This window comes from Uliginosibacterium gangwonense DSM 18521, assembly GCF_000373965.1.
GTDB lineage: Bacteria > Pseudomonadota > Gammaproteobacteria > Burkholderiales > Rhodocyclaceae > Uliginosibacterium > Uliginosibacterium gangwonense.
The window spans coordinates 111,406-135,102 of record NZ_KB892840.1 but is presented as its reverse complement, the minus strand read 5'-3'; the positions used below and the strand labels follow the sequence as shown (position 1 = coordinate 135,102).

Below are 23,697 nucleotides of genomic sequence, written 5' to 3'. Positions count from 1 at the left end.
TGTTCAACATACGTCCCTGCAAGGCGCAGATGGGCCGCACTCAGGTTTTCTTCTATGCGGCATAGGTTGATCGCTGGCCCGGTGGTGGCGGTGCCGAAGGATTGCCCCTGCACTTTGCCGCCGAAGGCATGCTGCTGCAAATAGTAAAAGCGGGCGGCCCGCTGGATGTCCGTCAAGGATTCGGTGGACTGATTTTGCATCCACTTAAATACTTGCCGACTGGTGATCGCCCACTTGAACTGGCGCACGAACTCTTCCATGTGATGCTGCACCACGCGGTACAGATTCACCAGTTCGCCATTCACATCATTGAGTACCTCGGTGCCTGCGGGCACCGGGCGCAGGAAGTACAGTGCAGCACCTCCACAGAACAATTCCACATAGCATTCATGCGGCGGGAATAGCGGCAACAATCTATCAGCCAAGCGTCGTTTGCCGCCTAGCCAGGGAATGATCGGATTGGCGTCCATCTGTCGCTCCTGGTTGAGGTGCTCCGGGGCGCTCTGCTTTGAAATTGGTTTTGGGTACTGTGTGCATTGGCCGTGGCGTATTTAGTGTTTAGTCCATCTATCCAGGAGCCTTCAAACGCAGTCCGAATGTAGGGGGATGGTTGACCATCACGCATTCTTTGCAGAGATACGTGGGAGTCCGTTCATTCATATTGCATTAATTATATGAACGTGGCTGAGTCTGTGTTTTGGGCGTTTGTTTGACGGTAGTCCTTGCGCGTTTTGTGGTGAAAAAAAGGCAAAACTCTCGAAAAATCCGAGGGTTTTGCCTTTCGTTTGAGCAGCTTGACTCGTTATGCCATCATGCCAAAGAGCATGAGAGGCTTATTTCACTGTTACCGTGCAGGTCTTGTCGGCAAGTTGGATTGCGCTGGGCACTGGTTTGGCGCCGCTGTATGCGATTTGCAAGCCAAAGCTGACGTTCCCATTGGCGGAGATTGTCGCATTTCCGTTTGGTGTGGCGGTAAGCTGGCGCCCAGTTTTACTGATCACGCTGTTCCAGCTATTACCGATAGTAATGTCGTTGGCAACAGTCCAACTCAGCGACCAGTTGGTAATTGGCGTCGTGCCCGTGTTGCTGAGCGCGACCTGGATGACTTCGCCGCTGCCCCAGTCTGATGATGCGTCATAGGTGATTGCGCAGGCATCTGTTGTGCTTCCAGTCCCGCCACCAGTTGAGCCGCCGGTCGATCCACCTGTTGATCCACCTGTTGATCCGCCCGTCGAGCCGCCGGAAGAGCTGCCTCCCAGGGCTGCGGTGTTGACATCCATCAGGCGCTTGAGCAGCGCGACTTTGTCTGTGCGGATGGTTTTCCAGTCATCCATCAAAATGCCACCGGTATCTCCGCTGTTCGGATTCCAGTCCCAATAGAAGAAATTGGTGATGTTCTTCTGGATCAGATAGGTAACGAAGGCATCTTGCCATGTTTTGTCCGCAGAACCCGCAGCGTATTTGCCACCAAACTCTCCGGGGACAATGGCATAGCCTTGATCTTTGGCGAAGGCCCATTGTGCCGTCCAGACATCGGGCATGTTGTTCGGGAAGGTGCTGGCGTTGAAGTAATCCTGCGCATAAACGTCCGGGCCATATATGTGAGGTGAGAGTACAAGGCGGTTGGCAGGAATGTTCAAGGCAGCGCATTTCATGGGGGACAAATTGCCTCCCCACCATGTTGCGCGGGTATCCGAGCATTTGGAGGCTGAGGCGATCCCTTCCACGAAGATCAAAAGATCTGGATTGGCAGTGAGTACGGCTGCGGCGGCGCGTTCGGCGGCGCTATTCCAGTCGGTTTGGGAATTGCCTACACCCCAGGTGGATTGACCATGCGGCTCATTTTTCAGGTCGACCCCCATGAATCCTGCTACGCCTTTGTAGCGGGTGGCTACAAATTTCAAATCGGTAATCCACTGAGCCTCTGTGTAGCTGCCGGTGTACCACAGTTCGGAGATGGCCTGGCAGTCGGGGCGGTGGTGATCGAGCAGGATATAGAAGCCCTGGTCGGAGAATTTTTGTACGACTTTGTCAAGGATCTGCAGGGAGGTCAGGCCTTGCAGGTCTGAGTTTTTACTGTAGTCAATCGATTGGGTTGCTGATCCTTGCAAAGTGGCAGGACAGAAGGGTAGGCGCACAGCATTGAAGCCTTGCTGCTTCATCAAGTCGATATTGCCTTGCAGCGTACTGGCCCACAAGCCATGTAGCACATGCTCGGGGGTTTCGAACCCAAACCAGTTGATGCCGTTGAGCCGGATTTCCTTGCCTGCGCCGTTGTACAAGTGTCCGTCGGTGCCTACTGAGTAGGCGCTGGCTTGTCCGGGTGCAAAGGCGATAGCGAGCGACGCGGCAATGACACTGGCGGTTGCCTTGAATGACTTGAACATGAACCCCTCCTGGTTTTGGTGGCATTTATATATGATATGTGCGCAAGTCCAATGGAATGGGTGCGCACTCCCATCATGCTGGATCAGTATAGGAAAACGTTCTAAGAAATCAAATTAGATTTTTTTTATGCCATGGGAAAGTGCTGATTTTTATGAATATATTGATTGCATATTTATTGTGAGTTGTTTGGGGGCTTGGGTGGATTGCTGCGCTGCAGCCAAGGTGGGGGGTATGGCTGTCACGATGGCTACACTGAATGGGGGGCTGTGCGCGACCAGTCTACTGTGCCACCGTGGTATTCCAGGGGGAGGAGAATGAAACCTGATTGTGGATGGATCAGGCTAGGGGTGTGCGGTTGGATGCCAAGGAAATGTGGCGGCAGGGGCGCCAGCAGCGGTAAGTAGAGTGACGGGTAGCACGCGCCGATGTGCGTCAGCCTGCTTAACGATGGTAGCGGTCTTCTTGCTACATGGAACGCCAGAAAAGGTTCCGACGTTCCATGAGCTTATAGTAGTGCTGTGCTGAACTCTTATTCGCTGGAAGCCGCTGGTGGTGGGCGTCGCGCGACTTGCACGGTAGCTTCTACCTGTTTGCCACGACGGACCAGATTGAGTTTGACCAGCCGCCCCGGGGGTTGCTTAGCGACTTGTTCAAGGACATTCTGAGCGCTGCTGACGGGTTGGCCGTCAATCGTTAGCAAGGCGTCCCCTGGTAGTAGGCCGCCCTTATCAGCCGGGCTGCCCCGAGAGATTCCCGCAATCAGAACGCCTTGCAGGGGGAGGTTGAAGGCGGAGGCGAGATCAGGGGTGATCTCTTGCACCTGGATGCCGATCCAGCCGCGTACCACGCTGCCGGTTTTGATGATCTCTTCCATGACCTGGTGGGCAGATGCTGCTGGGATGGCAAAGCCGATGCCCTGTGATCCGCCGCTGCGCGAATAGATGGCGGTGTTGATCCCGACCAGATTGCCCCGGGTGTCCACCAGGGCGCCGCCCGAGTTGCCGGGGTTGATGGCGGCATCGGTCTGGATGAAGTTTTCAAACGTATTGATGCCGAGCTGGGAGCGCCCGGTGGCGCTGACGATACCCATTGTGACTGTCTGGCCTACGCCAAAGGGGTTGCCGATGGCCAGCACAACGTCCCCCACAGCGATGTTGTCAGCCGGTACAAAGTGGATAGAGGGCAGGGGCTTGCGTGCGGTAATCTTGAGTACCGCCAAGTCGGTTTCGGGGTCTCGTCCGACGATGTGCGCGGGGTATTTTGCTCCGTCGTCCAGGGCGATTTCAATCTGGTCGGCGGATTCTATGACATGGTTGTTGGTCAGGATATAGCCTTCGGGTGAGACGATGACCCCCGAGCCTAGGCCCGAGCGTTTCTGCACGGGTTGCTCTGCCTGATCCCCAAAGAAATGACGAAAGAAAGGATCGTTGGCCAGTGGGTTGCGCGGTACGGCGATTTCCTGCGAGGTGAAGATATGCACCACGGAGGGCAAGGCGCGTTGGGCGGCAGCGCGATAGCTGCCTGGCGCTTCGCCCCCTTCGGCAAACGCAGTGGTGGGGGCGCTGCTGCTTGCTGGCGCCTGTCCTTTAGGGGCCAGGGGTGTTTGAGGGGCTGTTGGCGCTGATACCAATTGCGCGGGCATGGGCATCCAGCCCGGCTTGAGCGTGGTGAGCACAAATACCACTGCCAGTGCAATTGTGACGGCTTGCGCGAAAATCAACCAAAGACGTTGCATAATGAAAACCGCTATCTCGCTTTAGAGAACCGGGCTAGGATCTTGCTGCAAGGGTGTGAGCGGGGCGCGTATGCTGTTCTGTGCGCTTGCCGGTGTTCGCTTGCTACAGATCGTAAACAGGTTTCAAGAAAGAATTCAAATGAAAAGAATCGACTTGCAGTCCTGCCTGGACGAATTGCTGGTTTGTGCCAGTTTCAAGGATTATTGCCCAAACGGTTTGCAGGTGGAAGGCCGCGACCCGATTCAGCGTATTTTGTGTGGCGTTACCGCCAGCCTTGCGTTGATTGAGGAGGCGATCAAATGTGAGGCTGACGCCATCGTGGTCCATCACGGCTGGTTTTGGCGGGGCGATGACCCGTGCGTTACCGGTACGCGCAAGGCACGGCTTGCCAAGCTCTTGGCGCATGATATCAACCTGTTTGCCTACCATTTGCCCCTGGATGCCCATCCGGTCTATGGCAACAATGTGCAATTGGCCAAGGTGCTGGGCTGGCAGCCGACGGGGCCTGCTCGGCAGGAGCCTTTGTTGATGTTGGGGCGCGTTGAACACCCCATTGGTGCTGGCGAAGTGGCCCGCTCTGTCGCAGCGCGTTTGGCACGCGAGCCCCTGCTGGTGGGTGACGCCTCGCGCAAGGTCTCAACTGTTGCATGGTGTACCGGGGGCGGGCAGGGCTTTTTCGAACAGGCCATTGATGCAGGGGCAGACCTGTTTCTCTCCGGCGAGGTTTCAGAGAAGACTGTGCATCTGGCCCGGGAGAGTGGCGTTCCCTTTATTGCGGCAGGCCACCATGCTACGGAGCGCTATGGCATCCAAGCCTTGGCAGGATTTTTGGCCGAGAAGGGGCTGGAGGCAGCGTTTTTGGACCTGGATAATCCGGTGTAGTCTCGTGTCTGATCGGGCTAGAAATGCTGGGCGGACTGGCTTGTAGTCGGTAGTTGGCTCAAATCGTCAAGATTGATATGGAGCGTTTTGGATAATAGTTCCATGTCGATGAGATCGAAATCCAGATTGCCTGCCAGCTCTTGCGGTGGCGGCGGCTGGATGGCAGAACCGATTGCCGCAGCCAGGGGCTGAGCCTGTTGGACGGCAGGCTTGGTTTCCGGCGGTAGAAGCACCGTGGCTGGAATTTGTTTTTGGCTGGGCGGCGCTGTTGTCTCGGCCATATTGGGGCGATATGGCCCCAGGCGCTGCTCCAGTATGCCGAGCAGGAGCAGGATCTCGTCAATGATGGCCAAGGGGAAGCCTTGGCGGGTGCCTTGGCGGTTATCCCGCAAAAGGTGGTGCAGATAGGCTTGACATGCTTGCGTTCCCCAAAGCGTGCACAATTGCAGGCGGATATGCTCATGGCCTTCCAGGGAGTCCTGGGCATTCCGGGTGATGTCAAATTTGTCCCAAGACACGGGTTGAACGTTGAAGGTTTTGTTCAGTTGCGCAGTCAGCGCCTCGAATTCCATCTGCATGTTGGCGATACGATACACTTCGAGCAGTTTCATCCAGGGTTTGACAGCCTGCTTGGGGTTTGCCCGAATGAAGTCAGCCAGAGTTTGTGCCGCACCCTGAACGCGGCCGAAGGACATCATGATTTCCGCGAGTTCAATGGCGGAATTGTGTTCATCTTCGCCATCGGCCTGCATGAGCGTGGAGGGGGCGTTGGTACTCAGGTGCGCGATGGTTCCGTCCATGCTTCGGGTATTGACCGCTGCCGAGGCATCCACCGCATCGGGCCAGATATCGGCTTCGCTGAGTGGCTCCATCAGTGGGTCGCCCTCGACCGGCACCGGGGCAGGAAGCTCCACTTGTGGTTCCGCCAAGGTGGAGAGAAACTCTTCCTTGAAGTCTTCCTCGCTATCGCGCTTGCACCGTTGTATCCACAGCATGCCGAATGCAACGATGCCTGCCAGCACTCCGAGCAAGCCGACCAGGGCATAAGGTTTTTGATACCAGACTCGGGTCTTTGTGGTGGGTGCCTCTTCTGTTGCAAGGGGGGGCGAGGCTGAGAGGTGTTCAGGCGTGTGTTGGGTGAAGCCAATCGGGGTTTGTTGCCCGGGGGCTGTTGCTGTCATGCCTGCTGCGGCGCTCTGTGCCTGCGCAATTTGTGCTTGAAGTTTGACGGCGTCTGCTTCGAGGCGGGTTTGGAGCGCTTCAAGTTGTTTGATGCGCTCCAGCAACTCAATGTGTTCGGCATTCTTGTCGTCGAGGGCCGCAATGAGCTGCAATTCTTTCTTGAGCCTGGAGCGATCCGTTTCGGACATCTCCGGGCGCTGTTCCATGGCTTTTGCCAGCTGGAGTGAGCTTTCCGACCCGGCACTGATGACGACCCGATTGCGCGGTGAGGCGGGCTTGGGGTGTGGGCTACCGAGTGAGGCTGCTGGGGCAGGCAGAGGCGTTGCCTGGGCTGTCGCAGGAGGCGCGCTTGGACGCAGTGCGCTTGCCGGAAGGATCTCCAATTGGGTGCCTGCGTCCAGCTCACCATAGGCGGTGCTGGACGCAGGCAACTTGCCCGAACCGAGTTGAAGCGCTACGTAGCGACGCTGTATGGCTGTTTTGTGAGGATATAGTCGGCGTGCGATGGAGTTCAGTGTATCCCCAGGGTTGCTGATCCAATATTGCGGGGGCGTTTGAGTGTGTTCAGGCTGTCTGGCTCGGGCCGTTTCGCCCCTGGGGTCAAGAGAGCGGGTTTCCGTTGCTTCCGTGAGGAGCGGCGTTCCTGCCGTATTGGGTGGATCAAGCAGCACGGTGTAATCGCGGCGCAGGCTGGTGTCACAACTTACGATGATGCCAAACATGACTGCAGGGTGTTGCACAGGCCGTGCGGTGACGACCACCACAGCGCCTTTGCTCGTTTGGCGGAGGGCAATTCGGCCGGAAGATATCCAGGGCAGGTCAATCATGTCGTCTTGCGGACGCGGGGCAAATTGGATGCAGCCTTCTTCGACCTGCTCGCCTGCCCTGAGGAACAGCGGGATTTCTGCGCTGAAGACACTGCCAATACTGCTGTGAGAAACAGCTTCTCCCAGCCCTACAGCCTGGGCCGTGGGGGCAACTGCGACGATTCCTGTGGTGGCACATCCTGCAATCATCTGACGCAGCAAGTGCGCCTTAAAGGGAGGCTGCTTGCGGCAGGAAAGAGGGGAATCCGCAATTTTCATTATCGTATAGACCAGCTTGTACAAACGGGAAGCGTCACCGAGTCTAATCAAGAAGTTCAGGCTATCTCTGAACAACGCAGGCAAAACCGTGAAAATTAACAAAAACACAAAAAACAGAAAACTTTTTTGTTTTTAATGTTTTTTGGTATTTTATGCCAAACAGAAACACTGAAAATCACTTGGCGTAAGCGTTGATCTGGTCGGGTTTTATGATGAAATATGTTGAATGCCTAATTTGAGGGGTGTCACGGGCCAGTGTGAATAAGTGCTCCGTTGAAATCAAGCGGCTATTTGGGCGGGTGTCGGGTCATTGCGGGAGAGGCGTTTTTTCACCCCCCGACGAAAAAGTTTGCCGGTTGTTGTTACCGGGCAGGCCGATGCAGCTGGGGGCAAGGGCGGACGATTTGCTGCGATTAGGCGGACACAGGCGGCCTGCTTGGGCTAGAATTCCTTACCCTGCAGAGAAGCATGCTCCCTGGGGGTGATCGGTCAGAGATTGGCAAACGCTTCCTGTTGGGTGTGTTAGGGAGGCGTTTTGCGTGGGCAGAGGGGAATAATTGCTCCTTCTGGCGGGCCGGGAATCATTTTTTGGGAGCATGGCCCGGGGTTCTGTGGCATCAATTTCCATCAGACTGGTGACTCGAAGCGAAGACTCTTGGAGAGCAGACGGTTCGATCAAAGGGCAAACAATGAAGATCCATGAATATCAAGCAAAAGAAATCCTGCGCAAGTACGGCGTCGTCACCCCGCGTGGCATTCCGTGTTTCAGCGTTGACGAAGCTGTCAAAGCCGCTGCCGAACTGGGCGGTTCAATCTGGGTCGTGAAGGCACAGATCCATGCCGGTGGGCGTGGCAAGGGCGGGGGCGTGAAGTTGGCGCGCTCTGCCGATGAGGTGCGCAAGTTGGCCTCTGAGATCCTGGGCATGCAACTGGTGACCCATCAGACCGGGCCTTTGGGGCAGAAGGTACGCCGCCTGCTGATCGAAGAAGGCGCGGACATCAGGAAAGAATACTATGTGGCGGCTTTGACCGACCGTGCCAGCCAGAAGGTTGCCATGATGGCTTCCAGCGAAGGTGGCATGGACATCGAAGAGGTGGCCCACAATACGCCGGAGAAGATCGTCAAGGTGTTCGTCGACCCCGCTGCCGGGCTGACCGATGCACAGGCTACCGAACTGGCCAAGGGGATTGGCGTGCCGGACGCTTCGATTGCCAAGGCGGTCGATACCTTCAAGCGGCTCTACACCTGCTATATGGAAACCGATGCCTCCCTGGCGGAAATCAATCCGCTGATTCTGGAAGGTAACGGCAACATCAAGGCGCTGGATGCGAAGTTCAACTTCGACGCCAACGCGTTGTATCGCCATCCCGAGATCGTGGCTTACCGCGATCTGGACGAAGAAGACCCCGCCGAAATCGAAGCCTCCAAATTTGATCTGGCCTACATTTCGCTCGACGGCAATATCGGCTGCCTGGTCAATGGTGCCGGGCTGGCGATGGCGACCATGGACACGATCAAGCTCTTCGGCGCTGAACCGGCCAACTTCCTGGATGTGGGCGGTGGCGCAACGACTGAGAAAGTGACCGAAGCGTTCAAGATCATGCTCAAGAACTCTGCGGTCAAGGGCATCCTGGTCAATATTTTCGGGGGCATCATGCGCTGCGACACCATTGCCAATGGCGTGGTTACCGCCGCCCGTGAGGTGCAACTGAAGGTGCCTCTGGTGGTGCGCATGAAGGGAACGAACGAAGATCTGGGCAAGAAGATCCTTGTCGAATCAGGTCTGCCGATCATTTCTGCCGACACCATGGCCGAAGCCGCCCAGAAGATTGTTGCCGCCGTCCAGTAATGCTGTGAAATGTGGAACGTGGAGATAGTGGGCGTGCTGCCTCCTTCACGGTTCATGTTTTGCGTTTCACACAAAGGAATGTGAAATGTCGATTCTCATCAACAAAGACACCAAGGTCATCACCCAGGGTATTACTGGCAAGACCGGCCAGTTTCATACCGAAAAGTGTGTGGAGTACGCCAACGGGAAAAACTGTTTTGTCGCCGGGGTCAATCCCAAGAAGGCAGGCGAAACCTTCCTGGATATTCCCATCTTCGGCACCGTCAAGGAAGCCAGCGCGCAGACCGGTGCTACCGTGTCTGTGATCTACGTGCCGCCCGCAGGCGCCGCCGGCGCAATCTGGGAGGCGGTTGAGGCGGATCTGGATCTGGTGATCTGCGTCACCGAAGGTATTCCGGTCCGTGACATGCTGGAAGTGCGCAACAAGATGAAGGCCAAGGAAGCCGCCGGGGGCAAGAAGACGCTGCTCCTGGGGCCGAATTGCCCCGGCCTGATCACGCCGGAAGAAATCAAGATCGGCATCATGCCCGGTCACATCCACCGCAAAGGCCGCATCGGCGTGGTGTCCCGCTCCGGCACGCTGACCTATGAAGCCGTGGCACAGCTGACCGAAATCGGTCTGGGCCAATCGTCTGCCGTCGGGATTGGTGGTGACCCGATCAATGGCCTGAAGCACATTGATGTGATGCAGGCTTTCAATGATGATCCGGATACCGATGCGGTGATCATGATTGGCGAAATCGGTGGGCCGGACGAAGCTGAAGCCGCCCTGTGGTGCAAGGCCAACATGAAGAAGCCGGTTGTTGGCTTTATCGCGGGGGTGACGGCACCGGCGGGCAAGCGCATGGGTCACGCAGGTGCGCTGATTTCTGGTGGTGCTGATACGGCGGAAGCCAAGCTGGCAGTCATGGAAGAGTGTGGTTTCAAGGTGACCCGCAATCCTTCCGAGATGGGGCGTTTGCTCAAGAGCATTCTCTGATAGGTATTTGTAGTGCCAGCATGAGACAGGAGGCCGCTTTGCGGCCCCTTGTTTTTTGGTGTACAACTCGCAAGAGTCAGATCAGGGGTCGAATATGAGCTTGTTTCTGAGTGAAGCCGACGTGGCCCGGCTGGCCCACGTGGATGTGGCACTGGCGGCAGTGCGCGCCGCTCATGTGGCATTGTCGCAGGGCCATGCCATTGATCAGCCCAGGCTGCGGGTTCGTACACCCGGTGCCACACTTCACAGTATGCAGGCAGCTTGGCCTGAGCGGGGAGTGATAGGTTACAAGGCCTACACGTCGTCTAGAGAGGGCGCCAGGTTTTGGGTGCATTTGTTTGATTGCAACACCGGCGCCCCGATTGCAGTGCTGGAGGCCGACTTGCTCGGCATGCTCCGCACCGGGGCCGTTTCGGCTTTGGCCTCAAGCGTTCTGGCGCGTGCTGATGCAAGCCGCCTGCTGCTGTTCGGCACGGGCTGGCAGGCACAGGGGCAACTCCGTGCCCATGCACTTGCAATGCCACAGCTGGATTCTTTTTATGTATTTGCACGAGACACGGTAAAATTACGCGCTTTCTGCGAAAAAATGTCGGCAGAATTAGGCAAGAATGTGCTGCCGACGGATAAAATCGAGCAAGTGCTGGGTATTGCCGATATCGTGATTACCGCAACCAGCTCGCCGAAACCGCTCTTTGATGGCGGTTTGTTGCCTAAAGGCTCCCATGTGGGGGCCGTTGGTTCAAATTCGTTGATCCGGCGTGAGATTGACGAAAAAACGGTCACTCAGGCTGACGTGATATGCGTTGACAGTGTTCCCACCGCGTTGGCGGAATCTGGTGACTTGTTGCCTGCGCTGGAGAAGGGGCAGTTGCATCAGCGGCAATTGCGCGAGTTGGGGGACGTGCTGTGTGGGCGTCAGCCAGGGCGGATTGAGGCTGGGCAGCGGACGCTGTTTGAGTCACAGGGGTTGGCGATTCAGGATCTGGCTTTGGCTGTTGAACTGGTTGAGCGGGCAAAAGCGGCCGGAATCGGCCAGACAATGCCATACTGACGAATATACAAATAAAGCGTGCGACCGGGCGACTCGATGATAGGGCTGGACCCTGGGATATGCCTAAGAGGATGAGATGGCGAAGCTAGTATTGAGCATGGATGGTTTGGTTCTCAAGGAGATTCCGCTGACCAAGGAGCGGACTAGCATTGGGCGCAAACCCCACAACGATATTCAGATCGACAACCTTGCCATCAGTGGCGAGCATGCGACCATCGTTTCCATTTTGAATGACGCATTCCTGGAAGACCTGAACAGTACCAACGGCACCTATGTCAATGGGCAGCCGGTGAAAAAACTCGCCCTCAAGGATGGGGATATCGTCGAGTTAGGCAAGTATCGCCTGAAATTCCTGCGTGACACGGCACCTGATTTCAGTGCCAAGAGCACTTTCGAGAAGGCATTTGTGACCTCTCCCGAAGCGGCCAAGCTCGGGGCGAGTTCGCGTGCCCATACAGAAACCATGCTGGGCTTTAGTGGCGAATCGTCGATGGTTGACAACGGCCCGACGGTCTCCAGCGCATGGGCGCCCCCCAGTAGTTCCGGGGGCGTTGAGACGCAGCCTCCAGGTGTCAATGAGCCATTGGGAGTCATCCAGATCATCAGTGGGCGCAATGCGGGCCGTGAGCTGCAACTGTCCAAATCCCTGACCACACTGGGCAAACCCGGCACGCAGGTAGCGGTGATTACCCGGCGTCCACATGGTTACTTCATCACCCACGTGGAAGGCGATGCCTTCCCGATCCTGAATGGCAAGCAACTGGATGCTCAAGCCCATTTGCTGGCTGACCGCGATGTGTTTGAAATTGCAGGCGTGAAAATGTGCTTCTATCTTCGCCCTGCAACCCAGGGCTGAACAGGCACAGGCCAGTGTCCGATGAAGATCAGGGTACTTGGATGCAGTGGTGGCGTTGGCGGACCTGACCGCCACACAACGGCCTTAGCTGTCGACGATGATATCCTGATCGATTGTGGCACAGGTGTCGGGGCGCTTTCTATCGAAGAGATGCTCGCCATCGACCATATTTTTCTGACTCACGCTCATTTTGATCATGTGGCATTGCTGCCTATGCTGATCGATAGTGTGGCAGAGCGAAGAAGCAGGCCTGTGAGCGTTTATGCTTTGCCAGAGACCTTGGCTGCTTTGCATGCACACGTCTTCAACTGGGTATTGTGGCCGGATTTCACCGTTTTGCCCGAAGCGCTCAACCCTGTGCTCAAGCTGCAGCCATTAAGGGTTGGCGAGCTTTTCTCTTTCGGGGGGCGCCAAATCCAGGTTTTGCCTGCGGCCCATTCTGTGCCAGCGGTTGGGTATTGCATGGCGCAGAATGGCTCCAGCCTAGCTTTCTCTGGTGATACCACCCTGTGTGAAGAGCTGCTGGATGCGTTGAACGCAATGCCCGCTTTGCGTTACCTGCTCATTGAAACGGCTTTCCCCGAGGCCATGCACGCCAAGGCAGAAATATCCCGCCATCTGTGCCCCAGCAAGCTAGGGGAATTCCTGTCCCGCTTGAAGACTTCTCCTGAAGTGTTCATCACCCACCTGAAACCTTTGTGTGAAGTACAGGCAAGCCGGGAAATCAGCATGCTAGAGTCTGTTTTGCCCATCCAGATGCTGCTTGCGGGCGAGGTCTTCGAAGTTTAGTGTCCCTATGGTTTGCATAATTTTTAGGTGCGGACACGGCCTGGGTATCCCTTATCGTTTTATCCTTCCTCTAGTTCTTCCCTGCCTGAATCAGCCTTGGCGGGCAGAGGGGCCTTATCTTGACAGGTATTTGCGTTAGCATATTTGGGACAAGATCTGTGTGTGTTTGAATGGCACATGCCATGTATCCAATTGTGATCATCTGTGCTGCAAGGGGCAGTGCAAGCAGCTTTTTTGAAGAGAAATTTTTAGCCCTTTGGGTTTGCTGCGGATAGCAGGGCAGGGTTTGAGGGGGCAATTGTGGCAAGTCATCGTAATCTGGCACGTCGTCTGGCGTTTTTCAAAAGTCTTCAAGGACTGATCGCACGGATTACCGCTACTGAAAATATCGATCAACTGATCACCGACGTTTCTGAAGAAATCTGTGATCTGTTTGGTGCTGCGCGCCTGTCTATCTATGTGATTGATGAAACTGGCACCACGATCACCGCTAAGGCCCCGGCTGATGTTTCCTCTGGTATGCCAATCCGTTTGCCGATTTCCGAGAAAAGTATTGCCGGATTTTGCGCACTAAAACATCAGTTGCTAAATATACGCAATGTATACAACGATGAGGAATTGCATGGTTTTTCACCCAGCATCCATTTTCGCAAGGATATGGATGAGCGAAATGGTTTCCGCTCAAAGCAGATGCTGGTGGCGCCGATTGTAGCACCCGGTAGTGACGAGGTAATGGGGGTGATCCAACTGATCAACTCTCTGGATGATGAGCCATTTTCTGAAATTGAAGAAGAAGGCATCCAGGCTTTGGCGCAGAGCTTCTCCCCGCCGTTTGCTGTGTATGTGCGTGCCCGGCAGCCATTGCAGTCGCCCTATCACTATCTGGTGCGGCAAACACGCATCAGTGAAGAAGATTTGAATGCGAGTGCAGAGGAAGCCCGACGCGGCTCCCGCTCGCAGGAGCGGGTGTTGATCGACACCCACGGTTTGGCGCTTCGGGAAATTGGCGAATCAATGTCCCAGTTTTATGGCATACCTTATGAGCCATACAGGGCAGACCGAATCAAACCCATTGAATTGCTCCGCAATATCAAACGAGAATATGCTGCACTCAGTGGGTGGCTGCCTTTGGAAGAGAATCAGCATGGCATCGTGATTTTGGCCATAGATCCCGAGCGTGTCATAGGCTCCCGGGTGGCTTCCAATGTATTTCCTGGCACACCTTTGTTGTATCGGGTGAGTACGGAACAGGAGTTTGAACAGGCAATCTCCCAGTTCTTTGACGCCGGGGTCGATGAAGCGAGCGTGGGAGACCTGCTTTCGGGGCTTGATGATGAGGATGAACTCCCCACAAGTGGGACAGATGAGCTGCATGCCGCCTCGGAAAACGAATTGGTCAAGTTGGTGAATCGGATCATCATTGATGCGCACCGCCAAGGAGCATCGGATATTCATATCGAACCTCGACCCGGTAAGGAAAAAACCCTGGTACGGTTCCGTAAGGATGGCTCCCTGGTGCCGTATATTGAAGTGCCCGCGGCATATCGGGCATCAATGCTTGCGCGGATCAAGATCATGTGTGATCTGGATATTTCTGAGCGACGCAAGCCTCAGGATGGGAAGATCAAATTCCGCAAGTTTGCGCCGCTGGATATCGAGTTGCGGGTAGCCACCATCCCGACTACGGGTGGGCTGGAGGACATCGTGATGCGCCTGCTCTCGCAAGGCGAGCCGATTCCGGTTGATCGCCTGGCGCTATCCGAGAGCAATCTGGAGCGTTTGAAGGCCACCATCACCAAGCCCTATGGCATCTTTTTTGTATGCGGCCCAACCGGATCAGGTAAAACAACGACGCTGCATTCCATCCTCAAATACATCAATACCTCTGAGACCAAGATCTGGACAGCGGAAGACCCGGTAGAAATCACCCAGCGCGGACTGCGCCAGGTGCAGATCAATCGCAAGGCTGGCCTTGATTTTCCGACGGTGATGAGAGCCTTTTTGCGCGCCGATCCTGATGTCATCATGGTGGGGGAGATGCGTGATACAGAAACCGTTTCCATTGGGCTGGAGGCATCCCTGACCGGCCATCTTGTGTTGTCTACTTTGCATACAAATAGTGCGCCGGAATCGATTGTACGCCTGCTGGATATGGGGATGGACCCGTTCAATTTTGCCGACGCTCTGTTGGGGGTGCTGGCACAACGCCTTGCCAAGCGCCTGTGCTCAAATTGCCGATCACTTCATGTGCTGCAGAATGATGAAGTTCAGACAATGTTGGATGAGTATTTAGAGGACTTGCGGAAAACGCGTAGGTTTACCGATGACCCCGTGGCTGCACGTGCCGCCGTGCTGGCTGATTGGAAAATTCGCTTTGGTGATGCACAGGGAAATTTGACGGCATATTGCCCCGAGGGGTGTGAAGAGTGCAGTGGCACAGGCTACCGTGGCCGGGTCGGTTTGCATGAACTGATGCTGGGAAATGACAACATCCGGCGCATGATACAGACTCGGGCGCTTGTGTCCGATTTGTTGTTAGCCGCGCTGGATGATGGGATGCGTACTTTGCGCCAGGACGGGATTGAGAAAGTGTTGGCGGGTTATACCGATATGGTACAAGTGAGAAAGGTCTGTATCCGCTGATAATTAGATGTCATGGATATAAAAAGAGCCTCCATTGGAGGCTCTTTTTGCATTGACGAAAAACCGTCTTTAGTTGGCTTCGGCTTTACTTTGGTTGCGCAGGCGGATATGCAATTCGCGCAATTGCTTTTCGTCGACCGGGCTCGGGGCTTGGGTGAGCAGGCACTGGGCACGCTGGGTCTTGGGGAAAGCGATCACGTCACGGATGGATTCGGCGCCGGTCATCATGGTGACGATGCGGTCCAGACCGAAGGCCAGACCCCCGTGGGGAGGAGCACCGTACTTCAGCGCGTCAAGCAGGAAGCCGAACTTGAGCTGGGCTTCTTCGTCGTTGATGCCCAGGGCTGCAAAAACCTTTTCCTGCACATCGGCACGGTGGATACGCACAGAACCGCCACCCAGTTCCCAACCGTTCAACGCCAAGTCATAGGCTTTGGCCAAGCACTTGCCCGGATCGGTGGTGAGGAACTCGATGTGTTCGTCCTTCGGGCTGGTGAAGGGGTGGTGGCAGGCTACCCAACGCTTGTCTTCCTCGCTGTAATCGAACATCGGGAAGTCGACAATCCAGGCCGGTGCCCACTTGCGGCCATCCAGGTGGCCCTTTTCGTGGCCGATCTTGCTCCGCAATGCACCGAGGGCATCGGTGACAACCTTGGCCTTGTCAGAACCAAAGAAGATCACATCGCCAGTCTGTGCGCCGGTACGCTCAACAATGGCCTTCAGGGAGGCTTCGGTGAGGTTCTTGACGATGGGCGATTGCAGGCCTTCTTCGTTGAGTTTGCTGGCATCATTGACCTTGATGTAGGCCAAGCCCTTGGCGCCGTAAATCTTGACGAATTCGGTATAGCCATCGATTTCGCCACGAGACATTGCAGCACCACCGGGGACGCGAAGGGCCGTCACACGGCAGTTCGGGTCGTTGGCCGGGCCGGAGAACACCTTGAAGGGAACATCCTTGACCACGTCAGCGATGTCCACCAGTTCCAGGGTGACGCGAAGATCAGGCTTGTCCGAGCCGTAGCGGGCCATGGCTTCCGCGTAGGTGATGCGCGGGAAGGGGGCTGGCAGATCGACATCGATGGCATCCTTGAACACGTAACGGATCAGGTTTTCCATGATCGCGGTGATCTCGGTTTCGGTCAGGAACGAGGTTTCGATATCGACCTGGGTGAATTCCGGTTGACGATCGGCACGCAAATCTTCGTCGCGGAAGCATTTGGTGATCTGGTAGTAGCGGTCGTAACCGGCCACCATCAGCAATTGCTTGAACAATTGCGGCGATTGGGGCAGGGCGAAGAACTGGCCGTCATGAACGCGGCTGGGTACCAGATAATCGCGGGCGCCTTCCGGCGTGCTCTTGGTGAGCATCGGGGTTTCGATGTCGATGAAACCCGCGTCGTCCAGGAAGCGGCGGCAGGCGCGGGCTGTCTTGTAACGCAGCAACATGTTGCGTTGCATGGCCGGGCGGCGCAGATCCAGCACGCGGTGAGTCAGGCGCACCGTTTCCGAGAGGTTTTCGTCGTCGAGCTGGAACGGAGGGGTGACCGAGGGGTTGAGCACTTCCAGCTCATAGGCCAGCACTTCCACTTCACCAGAAACCAAGTTGGCGTTGGTGGTGCCTTCGGGGCGGCGGCGAACCTTGCCGACCACCTTGAGGCAGAATTCATTGCGAACTTCTTCAGCGATTTTGAAGGTGTCTGCGCGATCTGGATCGCATACGACCTGCACCAGACCTTCACGGTCACGCAGATCGATAAAAATGACGCCACCATGGTCACGACGGCGGTGGGCCCAGCCGAAAAGGGTGACGGTCTGGTCAAGTAGAGCGGCGGAAACAAGGCCGCTGTAACAGGTTCGCATTGAAATCTCCAAAATGACTATACTCTGCTCAGGAATGTGCAGGCAGGGCGATTATTATTAATCAGAAAGTGCGGAAAGTGTCTGATTCTAGCCAAGTAGCAGGCGTTTCCTCATGGCAGACGTGAATGCAAATCACCTTCCTGGCGTTTGTGAGGTGTTTCAGGGCTGACGACACCCATTGAGATGATGTACTTGAGCGCAGAATCCACCGACATATTTAGTTCGATGACCTCTGATTTGGGCATCATCAGGAAAAAACCTGAAGTGGGGTTGGGGGTAGTCGGCACGTAGACACTGATGTGACTGTCGTGCAAGTGTTCCGCAACCTCTCCACCGGGCAAGCCAGTCTGGAAAGCGATTGTCCAACTTCCTTTGTGGGGATACTGCACGAGCAATGCCTTGCGGAAGGCTTGTCCCCCAGGCCCCAGCAGAGTGTCGGAAACCTGCTTGACACTGGAATAGATGGACTTGACCACAGGAATGCGGTTCAGAATCCCTTCCCAGATGCTGAGCAGGCGTTGCCCAAAAAAGTTGGAGGCAATCACCCCGGTGAGGAATACCACGACCAGGGTGATGACAGCACCAACGCCCCAAGCCTTGGTGCCAAGAAACTCATGCTGCTGCCGCCATTCTTCTGGCAACAACAGCAGGGAGCTATCCAGTGTGCTGACGATCAACTGCAGTACCCATACCGTAATGGCAAGAGGCACCCAGACCAGTAAACCGGTGATGAGATATTTTTTCATCTACAGTGCTCAATGGCACGCACAGTTGCCGCCACAGGGCGTATCGGCCGCAGACTTGGCTTCACCGCCTTGTGCGACTGGGCAGGCGCCCCCCTTGAAGTCGGTTGCATACCAACCGTTCCCTTTGAGCTGGAACCCAGCAGCTGAGAGTTGCTTGCTGTAATTGTTGCTGCCACAGGCTGGGCAAGCAGCAATGGGGGCATCACTATGCTTCTGCAAGTGATCTTTTTGGTGACCGCAGTCACCACAACGGTATTCGTAAATTGGCATTTGTTACCTCCTTGAACCAATCAGCCATTGATTGTAGCGCATTGGGAAGGAGATGGTTAGAGCTCGCTTGTGAGGTAAGCGGGCTCTTTGTGGCAGAAGGCCTTATTCCGCTTCTAAACCAATCCGCTCTTTGTCGACTTCGCCTTGCTGTGGAGTGACCACTGTCTGCGGATTGTCTTCGTGACCGTATTGATTTAGAAACCGAATTACATCGGCAGAATCAGGCTTGTCAGGGCCGGGCCGAAGAACAAAGCCAGGACACCGGCTGTAGCGAGGTAGGGGCCGAAGGGGATGGGGACTTCTCGCCCATGTTTGGCAAATACGACCAAACCAATCCCAACGCAGGCGCCAACCAGTGAGGACAGCAGGATGACTGCGGGTAGGATCTTCCAGCCTAGAAATGCGCCAATGGCTGCCAGCAACTTGAGATCACCATAGCCCATGCCATGAAGTTGGTCTTCACGGCCGAACAGGCGATTGGTGAGGCTCTTGTATCCATAGTAGAGCCAGTGAACGGACCATAAAGACAGGTAACCTGCTATGGCACCAATGACCGAGGTCTCCAATGGGAGCTGATGCGTCACCAGATTGAAAAGGATTCCGGCCCATACTAGGGGTAGGGTGATGCTGTCCGGCAGCAATTGTGTATCCAGGTCAATCAGTGCCAGGGCAATGAGGGCCCAGAGAAACACCAATGCGCCAAGCGCCATGGATGTCGCGCCAAAGTGCCAGACAACGGCAACGGACAATAGACCGGTAAGCGTCTCAACCAGAGGATAGCGGATACTGATCGGAGCCCGACACTGGCTACATTTCCCTCTCAGGAAGAGGTAACTCAGTACCGGGATATTCTCAAGACTGGTGATCTGATGCCCACAATGCGGACAACGAGATGCCGGAAAAGCCAAGTTCAGAGGCTGTTGCTCGGGTTCGGGTTTGTTCAGGAACTTGGTGTAGAGCGCCTGTAATGACAGCTGTAGATGCTCTGTCAGCCAAGCGTCGACTTCACCTCTCCACTCCCGTTCCATCATCAGCGGCAGGCGATGGATGACTACATTCAGGAAACTCCCTACACAGAGCCCCACAAATGCAGTGATACATAGCACTGCCGTTTCATTTGCAAGCCATTCAAACATTGTTGTCGGCATCGAAATCAGATTGCTTGGCCGAGCTTGAAGATCGGCAGGTACATGGCAACGACCAAGCCCCCGATCAAGGTACCCAATACCACGATGATGATAGGTTCAAGCAACTGTGACAGGCCCGCGACCATGTCATCGACTTCACGCTCGAAAAAGTCAGCCACTTTTGAACACATGCCATCAAGCTGGCCGGATTCTTCGCCAATCGATACCATCTGTACGACCATGGCGGGGAACACATTGGTGCCTTGCATGGCGACGGTCAGGCTTGTGCCCGTGGCTACTTCGGATTGGATGCGCTTGGTTGCCACCTTGTAGACATGGTTCCCTGCGGCGCCTGCTACAGAATCGAGTGCTTCAACCAGTGGCACCCCGGCTGCAAACATGGTGGAAAGCGTGCGTGTCCAGCGTGCAATGGTGGCCTTGCGGATAATTTCGCCAATGACCGGGATTTGTAGCACCATCCGGTCAACCCTGGCCTGTAAGGTAGGGGAGCGCTTGAATGCGTACATAAAGCCTACTACAGCGGCAATCAGCGTACCAAAAATCAAAAAGGCGTGTTCGACGAAGAAGTCTGACAAGGACATCACAAACAATGTAGGTGCAGGCAGGTCGGCGCCAAAGCTGGTGAAAACCTTTTTGAACTCCGGGATCACGAAGATCATCATCACAACCACCACTGCGGCGGCCACAACCATCACCGCGATGGGGTAGAACAAGGCTGATTTGATCTTGCTCTTGATCGCCAACATCTTTTCTTGGTAGATGGCGATCCGGTCAAGCAGGTTTTCCAGCGCACCGGACTGCTCACCTGCTGCGACCAGGTTACAGTACAAGGCATCAAAATACTGAGGGTGCTTGCGCAATGAGTTGCCAAGGCTGGTGCCTGACTCAACCTCGGTTCGGATGTCGTTGAGCAGACGCCCCAAAGCAGGATTGCTGGTACCCTTGATGGCGATATCAAAGGATTGCAGCAAAGGCACCCCGGCTCGCATCATGGTGGCGAGCTGGCGGGTAAAGATGGCGATATCTTTGTCTTTGACCTTGGAGCCGCGCGCGAAACTACGCTTTTTGATCTTGTTTTCGTTAACTGAAATGCCTTGGCGACGCAAGGTGGCCTTGACCACGGCCTTGGTCTGGGCCCGCATTTCCCCGCGAATGATTTTTCCAGACTTGTCCTTGCCTTCCCAGTTGAAGATGATCTCCTGGGGGGCCCCTGGGCGTTTGACAGAGCGCATTGCTGTAGCCATGACTGAGTGTCCTGCGGCGATTAATCGTTAGTGGTGGCCAAGACTTCTGACAGGGATGTCATGCCTTGTCTGACTTTGAGCAGGCCGGATTGGCGCAGATCGCGAATCCCTTCTAGTTGCGCCTGGGCTGCAATGTCCATGGAGTTCCCCCCCGTCATGATGATGTGTTGTATTTCTTCAGAAAGCGGCATGACCTGATAGATACCGACCCGCCCTTTATACCCGGAGCCTTTGCAACGATCACATCCAACAGGGCCATAAGGTGTCCAGCTGCCATCCAGATCCGCCTCACTAAAGCCCGCCTGCAGAAGTGCTTCAACAGGAATTTCTAATGGCTTTTTGCACGAGCATAGGCGTCGTGCCAAGCGTTGGGCGGTAATCAGGATGACGCTGGATGCAATATTGAACGGGGCGACCCCCATGTTCTTCAAGCGCTCCAGCGTTGTCGGTGCGTCATTGGTGTGCAGGGTGGAGAGCACCATGTGACCTGTTTGGGCCGCTTTGATGGAGATTTCTGCGGTTTCAAGGTCACGGATTTCCCCGACCATGATCACATCAGGATCTTGACGTAGGAAGGCTTTGAGCGACACCGCAAAATTCAGCCCCGCTTTGTCATTCATTGAGACCTGGTTGATCCCCGGCAGGTTGATTTCCGCCGGGTCTTCTGCGGTGGAAATATTGACGCCGGGTTTGTTGAGAATGTTCAGGCAGGTGTAAAGGGACACCGTTTTACCGCTACCGGTTGGGCCGGTCACCAGTACCATGCCATACGGGCGCTCAATGGCGTCCATCAGCGCCGCCTTCTGGTCAGCCTCATACCCCAGCGCGTCAATACCCAGCATGGCGCTGCTGGGGTCGAGAATACGCATTACGATCTTTTCGCCATGCAGCGTTGGTAGGGTGCTGACCCGGAAATCAATGGCTTTTTGTTTGGACAGCACCAGCTTCATCCGCCCGTCCTGCGGGACGCGCTTTTCAGAAATATCCAGACGCGAGATGACTTTGATCCGCGCAGCGATTTTTTCTTTGAGCGGAAGCGGTGGCTGCGCCACTTCCCGCAGAATGCCGTCTGTACGGTAACGGATCCGGTAAAATTTCTCGTAAGGCTCAAAGTGGATGTCGGAAGCCCCTTCGTTGATGGCGTCCAACAGCACTTTATGGATGAATTTGACGACGGGGGCATCATCGATATCCGCAGTTCCAGAATCTGCGGAGCTTTCTCCCTCCGCCTCTGTCTCGATGCCTTCCAAACCAAATTCGTCGGTTTCCGAAAGCGAACTCAGTGCTGTGGTACTGCTTTCGGATAGCTTGCCGACGCGGGCGATCAGCTTGTCGATTTCCACCACGACAGGGTCAACCGCCATCCCTGTTTGGAAGCGGATTTCATCCAGCGCGCGCAGATTGGTCGGGTCTGCCAGTGCTACAGTAATCCGGTTGCCCTTTTTGCCCAAGGCCAGCACCAAGTGCTTGGACATCAACTTGGCGTCAATGGCGTCTTTGGCAAAGAAGGCATCGTCAAAGGCTGCCAGATCCAGCCAAGGGCAGCCGAATGTCTCCGAGCAGAACTGGGCAAGATCAAGTGAGCGTATCAACCCCTTCTGTATGGCCTCGCCTACAAAGCCACCAGGCGTGGAGGTTGCAGCAGAACAGGCAATGGCATCCGCTTCCTTGATGCGCCCCTGCTGCACCAAGGCTCGTGCCAAGCCATTCATAATAGGTTGAGGTGTTGCTGCCATGTACTGAAACGTCTGACTTTCAATGGGTTAGGTGCCAATGTTCATCAAGCACAGAAGATTCTTCGATTGTAATCAAGTCAAGGCCGCTGTGAGGTACCGATAGTCGGTACAGTCACATATCTGTTGCGCCTTGGCTCCGCCTGCTTGGCGAGCTCAAAGCGCAAATCCGGTATTCGCCTCAAGAATCTGAGTAAGATGCCTGCTGACTGCGCGGAATGCTATAAGCCCCGGTTTTTGTACGGCAATTCATGCAATAACGGCTCGCTCAAGGTAGATGTTGAGCCACTTTTGTTCATTCATCAAAACCTCCGCACAGCCTTGAGGGGCGCCGCTTTTACTATAAAGTCTATAGTGCCCGGAGATGTATTTTTACAACACTTTTATTGGTGCATTCCCCATTGTCCGCCGGATCTGCTAGTCAATGTGGCGAGCTAGTAGCTACGCCCAAGTATGAATTCAAGCACAAATCTTGAGCCTACATAGGCAAGCAGCATCAATACCAAGCCAGACAAGGTCCAGCGTAGCGCTGTCCGGCCACGCCAACCGTAGAGATGACGCCCGATCAACAGTGCCCCGAACACAAACCAGGCAAGGATGCTGAATACAGACTTGTGGGTCAGTGCAAAGGGTTTGCCAAAAATTTCTGGCGAGAAGAACAAGCCGGAGACAATTGTGATGGTTAACAACACAAATGCAGAGCTGATCAGACGGAAAAGCAATCGCTCCATGGTCAGGAGCGGAGGCAGGCGCCGCAGTGATCCGGGTTGATTGCCGTGGTGTAGGCTGCGTTCAATCGCCATCATCAACAATGCGTGGAAGGCCGCCAGGGTAAAGAGCCCGTAGGCCATCAGGGCGACGATGATGTGCAGACGAAACGCCCAGCCGCTAAGCGGAACGACCATAGGATGCCCGCCCAGTACGGCAGGCATGACGGTGGCGATGGCGGCAACCGGGGCGGCGAAAAGCAAGAGCCCATCTAGCGGAGTCAGCGTGCTTTCTACCGCGTATAGCATCATTGCCAGCCACATGGTGATGGACAACGCATTGCTCAAGCCAAAATGAAAATGTTGGGCGGCAAACAGATCCGTTCCCAATGCCAGGGCGTGGCTCAACAGTGCGGCGCAAAGCACAACAGTAGTCGCCATGCGCGAACCGTTTGGCCGCTCATTGGCGTGCCAACAGGTCAACCACAGGCAGATATACAGTGCCGTGGCGAGTAGATGAAGTAGAATTCCTTGCATACTTGCAGTTT

18 protein-coding genes are annotated in these 23,697 nt (G+C 55.3%); 7 read left to right on the top strand and 11 right to left on the bottom strand.

Translation table 11 applies throughout. The features are described 5' to 3' along the window. The 3 genes from B145_RS0109630 to B145_RS0109620 all read right to left on the bottom strand — a co-directional run. The coding region (locus B145_RS0109630; RefSeq protein WP_018606954.1) for a DNA adenine methylase at nucleotides 1–470 on the bottom strand (470 nt) is incomplete at its 3' end. Nucleotides 471–833: 363 nt separating this feature from the next. After that, on the bottom strand, nucleotides 834–2,387 hold the full coding sequence (locus B145_RS25105; protein WP_018606952.1) for a cellulase family glycosylhydrolase: 1,554 nt from the start codon (nucleotides 2,385–2,387) through the stop codon (nucleotides 834–836). 530 nt (nucleotides 2,388–2,917) lie between these two features. Next, the gene (locus tag B145_RS0109620; protein WP_018606951.1) at nucleotides 2,918–4,123 is read right to left on the bottom strand and encodes a Do family serine endopeptidase; all 1,206 of its coding nucleotides are present in this window, start codon (nucleotides 4,121–4,123) and stop codon (nucleotides 2,918–2,920) included. A gap of 139 nt (nucleotides 4,124–4,262) precedes the next feature. Here B145_RS0109620 and B145_RS0109615 point away from each other — a divergent pair, with 139 nt between their 5' ends. Next, nucleotides 4,263–5,006, top strand: coding sequence for a Nif3-like dinuclear metal center hexameric protein (locus B145_RS0109615; RefSeq protein WP_018606949.1), 744 nt, complete (start codon nucleotides 4,263–4,265; stop codon nucleotides 5,004–5,006). A gap of 17 nt (nucleotides 5,007–5,023) precedes the next feature. Here the strand turns inward: B145_RS0109615 and B145_RS0109610 are convergent, their stop codons facing one another. After that, entirely contained in the window at nucleotides 5,024–7,273 is a 2,250-nt protein-coding gene (locus B145_RS0109610; RefSeq protein ID WP_157288347.1) for a type IV pilus assembly protein FimV, read from the bottom strand. Nucleotides 7,274–7,962: 689 nt separating this feature from the next. Here B145_RS0109610 and sucC point away from each other — a divergent pair. From sucC to B145_RS0109580, 6 genes are all read left to right on the top strand, one after another. Beyond that, nucleotides 7,963–9,123 (top strand): ADP-forming succinate--CoA ligase subunit beta, encoded by a 1,161-nt coding sequence (sucC, locus tag B145_RS0109605; protein WP_018606946.1) that lies wholly within the window; start codon nucleotides 7,963–7,965, stop codon nucleotides 9,121–9,123. An 85-nt stretch (nucleotides 9,124–9,208) separates the two neighbouring features. Further along, the gene (sucD, locus tag B145_RS0109600; RefSeq protein WP_018606944.1) at nucleotides 9,209–10,102 is read left to right on the top strand and encodes a succinate--CoA ligase subunit alpha; all 894 of its coding nucleotides are present in this window, start codon (nucleotides 9,209–9,211) and stop codon (nucleotides 10,100–10,102) included. A gap of 94 nt (nucleotides 10,103–10,196) precedes the next feature. After that, nucleotides 10,197–11,153: an ornithine cyclodeaminase family protein gene (locus B145_RS0109595; RefSeq protein ID WP_018606943.1), complete on the top strand. Its 957-nt coding sequence runs from the start codon at nucleotides 10,197–10,199 to the stop codon at nucleotides 11,151–11,153. A 76-nt stretch (nucleotides 11,154–11,229) separates the two neighbouring features. Then, nucleotides 11,230–12,009: an FHA domain-containing protein gene (locus B145_RS0109590; RefSeq protein ID WP_033406780.1), complete on the top strand. Its 780-nt coding sequence runs from the start codon at nucleotides 11,230–11,232 to the stop codon at nucleotides 12,007–12,009. A 21-nt stretch (nucleotides 12,010–12,030) separates the two neighbouring features. Next, a complete protein-coding gene (locus B145_RS0109585) occupies nucleotides 12,031–12,798 on the top strand; it encodes a 3',5'-cyclic-nucleotide phosphodiesterase (RefSeq protein ID WP_018606938.1) in 768 nt (255 codons plus the stop codon). Nucleotides 12,799–13,098: 300 nt separating this feature from the next. Further along, nucleotides 13,099–15,441 (top strand): GspE/PulE family protein, encoded by a 2,343-nt coding sequence (locus tag B145_RS0109580; protein WP_018606935.1) that lies wholly within the window; start codon nucleotides 13,099–13,101, stop codon nucleotides 15,439–15,441. A gap of 69 nt (nucleotides 15,442–15,510) precedes the next feature. Here the strand turns inward: B145_RS0109580 and aspS are convergent, their stop codons facing one another. The 7 genes from aspS to B145_RS0109545 form a co-directional block, all read right to left on the bottom strand. Then, nucleotides 15,511–17,301 carry an aspartate--tRNA ligase gene (gene aspS / locus B145_RS0109575; protein ID WP_018606933.1) on the bottom strand — a complete coding sequence of 597 codons (1,791 nt, stop codon included), beginning with the start codon at nucleotides 17,299–17,301 and terminating at the stop codon, nucleotides 15,511–15,513. A gap of 110 nt (nucleotides 17,302–17,411) precedes the next feature. Then, nucleotides 17,412–18,047, bottom strand: a complete 636-nt coding sequence (locus B145_RS0109570; RefSeq protein ID WP_018606930.1) for a DUF502 domain-containing protein — start codon at nucleotides 18,045–18,047, stop codon at nucleotides 17,412–17,414. A 9-nt stretch (nucleotides 18,048–18,056) separates the two neighbouring features. Next, nucleotides 18,057–18,317 carry an FmdB family zinc ribbon protein gene (locus tag B145_RS0109565; RefSeq protein ID WP_018606927.1) on the bottom strand — a complete coding sequence of 87 codons (261 nt, stop codon included), beginning with the start codon at nucleotides 18,315–18,317 and terminating at the stop codon, nucleotides 18,057–18,059. A 206-nt stretch (nucleotides 18,318–18,523) separates the two neighbouring features. Then, nucleotides 18,524–19,453 (bottom strand): prepilin peptidase, encoded by a 930-nt coding sequence (locus B145_RS0109560; protein ID WP_018606925.1) that lies wholly within the window; start codon nucleotides 19,451–19,453, stop codon nucleotides 18,524–18,526. Between the two features lie 17 nt (nucleotides 19,454–19,470). Beyond that, nucleotides 19,471–20,709 (bottom strand): type II secretion system F family protein, encoded by a 1,239-nt coding sequence (locus tag B145_RS0109555; RefSeq protein ID WP_026258997.1) that lies wholly within the window; start codon nucleotides 20,707–20,709, stop codon nucleotides 19,471–19,473. A 20-nt stretch (nucleotides 20,710–20,729) separates the two neighbouring features. Next, complete coding sequence (gene pilB / locus B145_RS0109550; protein ID WP_026258996.1) at nucleotides 20,730–22,445, bottom strand: type IV-A pilus assembly ATPase PilB; 1,716 nt, start codon at nucleotides 22,443–22,445, stop codon at nucleotides 20,730–20,732. A 431-nt stretch (nucleotides 22,446–22,876) separates the two neighbouring features. After that, nucleotides 22,877–23,590 carry a cytochrome C assembly family protein gene (locus tag B145_RS0109545; RefSeq protein WP_245541846.1) on the bottom strand — a complete coding sequence of 238 codons (714 nt, stop codon included), beginning with the start codon at nucleotides 23,588–23,590 and terminating at the stop codon, nucleotides 22,877–22,879. Nucleotides 23,591–23,697: the final 107 nt, after the last annotated feature.

Bases quoted from the DNA above. Each gene is read 5' to 3' on its own strand.
- aspS (WP_018606933.1), bottom strand. From the start codon at position 17,301: ATGCGAACCTGTTACAGCGGCCTTGTTTCCGCCGCTCTACTTGACCAG.
- B145_RS0109565 (WP_018606927.1), bottom strand. From the start codon at position 18,317: ATGCCAATTTACGAATACCGTTGTGGTGACTGCGGTCACCAAAAAGAT.
- B145_RS0109545 (WP_245541846.1), bottom strand. From the start codon at position 23,590: ATGGCGACTACTGTTGTGCTTTGCGCCGCACTGTTGAGCCACGCCCTG.
- sucD (WP_018606944.1), top strand. From the start codon at position 9,209: ATGTCGATTCTCATCAACAAAGACACCAAGGTCATCACCCAGGGTATT.
- B145_RS0109615 (WP_018606949.1), top strand. From the start codon at position 4,263: ATGAAAAGAATCGACTTGCAGTCCTGCCTGGACGAATTGCTGGTTTGT.
- B145_RS0109555 (WP_026258997.1), bottom strand. From the start codon at position 20,709: ATGGCTACAGCAATGCGCTCTGTCAAACGCCCAGGGGCCCCCCAGGAG.
- B145_RS0109620 (WP_018606951.1), bottom strand. From the start codon at position 4,123: ATGCAACGTCTTTGGTTGATTTTCGCGCAAGCCGTCACAATTGCACTG.
- sucC (WP_018606946.1), top strand. From the start codon at position 7,963: ATGAAGATCCATGAATATCAAGCAAAAGAAATCCTGCGCAAGTACGGC.
- B145_RS0109610 (WP_157288347.1), bottom strand. From the start codon at position 7,273: ATGAAAATTGCGGATTCCCCTCTTTCCTGCCGCAAGCAGCCTCCCTTT.
- B145_RS0109595 (WP_018606943.1), top strand. From the start codon at position 10,197: ATGAGCTTGTTTCTGAGTGAAGCCGACGTGGCCCGGCTGGCCCACGTG.
- B145_RS0109570 (WP_018606930.1), bottom strand. From the start codon at position 18,047: ATGAAAAAATATCTCATCACCGGTTTACTGGTCTGGGTGCCTCTTGCC.
- pilB (WP_026258996.1), bottom strand. From the start codon at position 22,445: ATGGCAGCAACACCTCAACCTATTATGAATGGCTTGGCACGAGCCTTG.
- B145_RS25105 (WP_018606952.1), bottom strand. From the start codon at position 2,387: ATGTTCAAGTCATTCAAGGCAACCGCCAGTGTCATTGCCGCGTCGCTC.
- B145_RS0109560 (WP_018606925.1), bottom strand. From the start codon at position 19,453: ATGTTTGAATGGCTTGCAAATGAAACGGCAGTGCTATGTATCACTGCA.
- B145_RS0109590 (WP_033406780.1), top strand. From the start codon at position 11,230: ATGGCGAAGCTAGTATTGAGCATGGATGGTTTGGTTCTCAAGGAGATT.
- B145_RS0109585 (WP_018606938.1), top strand. From the start codon at position 12,031: ATGAAGATCAGGGTACTTGGATGCAGTGGTGGCGTTGGCGGACCTGAC.